The organism is Mycobacterium sp. 1465703.0 (genome assembly GCF_001672975.1).
Classification (GTDB): domain Bacteria; phylum Actinomycetota; class Actinomycetes; order Mycobacteriales; family Mycobacteriaceae; genus Mycobacterium.
This window is the reverse complement of sequence record NZ_LZKU01000155.1, coordinates 1-3,072: the sequence shown is the minus strand read 5'-3', so window position 1 is coordinate 3,072 and position 3,072 is coordinate 1. Positions and strand designations below refer to the sequence as shown.

Annotated in this window: 1 protein-coding gene; it reads left to right on the top strand. The window is 65.4% G+C overall.

The features are described 5' to 3' along the window. Window positions 1-3,072: non-ribosomal peptide synthetase (locus tag A5625_RS13465; protein ID WP_156748205.1), on the top strand; the 3,072-nt coding region annotated here is incomplete at both ends.

Genomic DNA, 3,072 nt, shown 5'->3' with positions numbered 1-3,072 from the left:
CCTGCCCGGCTTAACCAGCAGCAGATCGACGAGCTGCAGCAGCAATACCGGATTGCTGACGTATTGCCGCTGACCCCGATGCAGCAAGGGCTGCTCTTCCACGCCAGCGCCGCGCAGGGCAACGGTGATGCCGTCTATGCGATGCAGCTGGATATCACGTTGACCGGCCCCCTCGACCAGCATCGGTTGCGCGAAGCCGTGCGCACAGTAGTCAGCCGGCATCCCAACCTGGCCGCCCGGTTCTGCCAACAATTCGACGAGCCGGTCCAGATAATCCTCACCGATCCCGAGACGCCCTGGCGGTATGTCGACCTGGACGGCGTCGACGTCGAGGACAAAATAACGTCGCTGTGCGCGGCCGAACGCGCGGCGGTCTGCGACCTCACCGACCCGCCGGCGTTTCGGGTGGCGTTGATCCGCACCGCGCAACAACAGCACCGGATTGTGCTGACCTCGCACCACATCGTGCTCGATGGCTGGTCGTTGCCGCTCCTGCTGCAGGAAATCTTCGCCGGCTATTACGGCCAACGGCTGCCCGCGCCGGTCCCGTATCGCAGGTTTGTCACCTGGCTGGCCGACCGAGACCTTGACGCCGCCGACGCGGCCTGGCGTCAGGTGTTGGCCGGCTTTGACACCCCCACGTTGGTGGGTCAGGGCCGGGGGCAGCTCGGGCCACGGGGCGCTACAACATATCGTTTAGCGGCCGAGATCACGCGAGCCCTTGGGGAGCTGGCCCGTTCGCAGCACACCACCGTCAACACCGTGATGCAGGCCGCCTGGGCGTTACTGCTGAGCTCGCTGACCGGCCACCCTGACGTCGCCTTCGGTGTCGCGGTCTCGGGTAGGCCGACCGACATCGTCGGGGCGGAGTCGATGGTGGGCCTGTTGATCAACACGGTGCCGGTGCGCGCGCGCATCGCACCGACAACCACCACCATCGACCTGCTCGAGCAACTGCAAAGTGCCCACAACGACACACTTGAGCACCAACACCTGGCGCTAAACCACATTCACCGCATCGCCGGCCATGACCAACTGTTCGACACCCTGTTCGTGTTCCAAAACCATCCGATCGATACCGAAGCGCCGCTGGGCGTTGACGGGTTGAACATCGCCGCGCTCGGCAGCCGCGAGTACAACCACTACCCGCTGACGGTCCAAGCCACCCCCGGCAACCAACTGGGCCTGCGCGTCGAATACGACACTGATGTGTTCGATGCGGCCGGCGTCCAAACGCTGATCGACCGGTTGGAGCGGGTGTTGGTGGCGATGGCTGTCGATCCGGCGCGGCGGCTGTCGTCGGTGGATGTGCTTGATGCTGCTGAGTACGTGCGTTTGGGTGGGTGGGCCAACCGGGCGGTGTTGGGCGCGCCGGTGTCGGTGTCGGCGTCGATTCCGGAGGTGTTTGCCGCGCAGGTGGCCCATGCCCCGGAGGCGGTGGCGATCACCTTCGGCGGCCGGTCTATGAGCTACCGCGAGCTGGATGAGGCGGCGAACCGGTTGGCGCGCTTGTTGGCCGGCGTCGGTGCGGGTCCGGGACAGTGTGTGGCGCTGCTGTTTTCGCGGTCGGCCGAGGCGGTCGTGGCGATTCTGGCGGTGTTGAAGACCGGGGCGGCGTATCTGCCGATCGACCCGGCGGTGCCGGCGGCGCGCATCGCATTCATGGTCGGCGATGCCGCGCCGATCGCCGCGATCACCACAGCAGACCTATGTCCGCGGCTGGACGGATATGGCCTGCTAGTCATCGATGTTGAAGACCCCCGCATCCTGACCTATCCGGGTACGGGCTTGCCGGCTCCGGCCGTCGAGGAAATCGCTTACCTGATCTATACCTCGGGTACCACCGGTGTCCCCAAAGGAGTGGCCATCACTCACCAGAACGTGATCCAGCTGCTGGACGCCGCGGCAGGTGACCTGCCGATGGTGGGGCAGGTGTGGTCGCAGTGGCACTCGTTGGCTTTCGACGTCTCGGTGTGGGAGATCTGGGGTGCGCTGCTGGGTGGTGGACGGTTGGTGGTGGTGCCCGAGTCGGTGACTCGCTCACCAGAAGACCTGCACGCCTTGCTGATTCGCGAACAGGTCAGTGTGTTGAGCCAGACGCCGTCGGCGTTTTATGCGCTGCAAACCGCCGATGCGATGGCACCTGAGCTCGGACAGCAGCTGAAGCTGCAGACGGTGATATTCGCCGGTGAGGCGTTGGAACCTCACCATCTCGGTGCGTGGATGGACAATCACCCGGGGTTGCCGCGGCTGATCAATATGTATGGCACCACCGAGACGACGGTGCACGCGTCGTTGCGGGAGATCGTCGAGGCCGACGTCGACAGCAATGCCAGCCCGATCGGGGTGCCGTTGGCGCATCTGGGTTTTTTTGTGCTGGATGGGTGGTTGCGTCCGGTGCCGGCCGGTGTGGTGGGGGAGTTGTATGTGGCCGGTCGAGGCGTCGGTGTGGGGTATGTGGGCCGGGCGGGGTTGACCGGGTCGCGGTTTGTGGCGTGTCCGTTCGGGAGTGCGGGACAACGGATGTATCGCACCGGAGACCTGGTGCGGTGGTGTGCTGATGGGCAGTTGGAGTATCTGGGGCGTGCCGATGAGCAGGTCAAGATCCGCGGATATCGCATCGAGCTGGGCGAAGTCCAGTCCGCGTTAAGCGGTGTGGCGGGGGTTGAGCAGGCGGTGGTGGTGGCCCGCGAGGACCGCCCCGGCGATAAGCGCCTGGTGGGCTATATCACCGGGACCGCTGATCCGGTCGTGGTGCGCGCGGCGTTGGCGGAGCGGTTACCGGCCTATATGGTGCCGGCCGCGGTGGTGGTGCTTGACGAGTTGCCGGTGACGGTCAACGGCAAGCTGGACAAGCGCGCGCTGCCGGCCCCGGACTATAAGGACGTCAACCGTTTTCGCGCTGCGGGCACCCCGGTCGAGGAGGTGTTGGCGGGGGTGTTCGCTCAGGTGCTGGGTGTGCAGCGGGTTGGGGTGGATGACTCGTTCTTCGACCTGGGTGGGGATTCGTTGTCGGCGATGCGGTTGGTGGCCGCGATGAATAAGTCGTTGGGTGCTGGTCTTTCGGTGCGG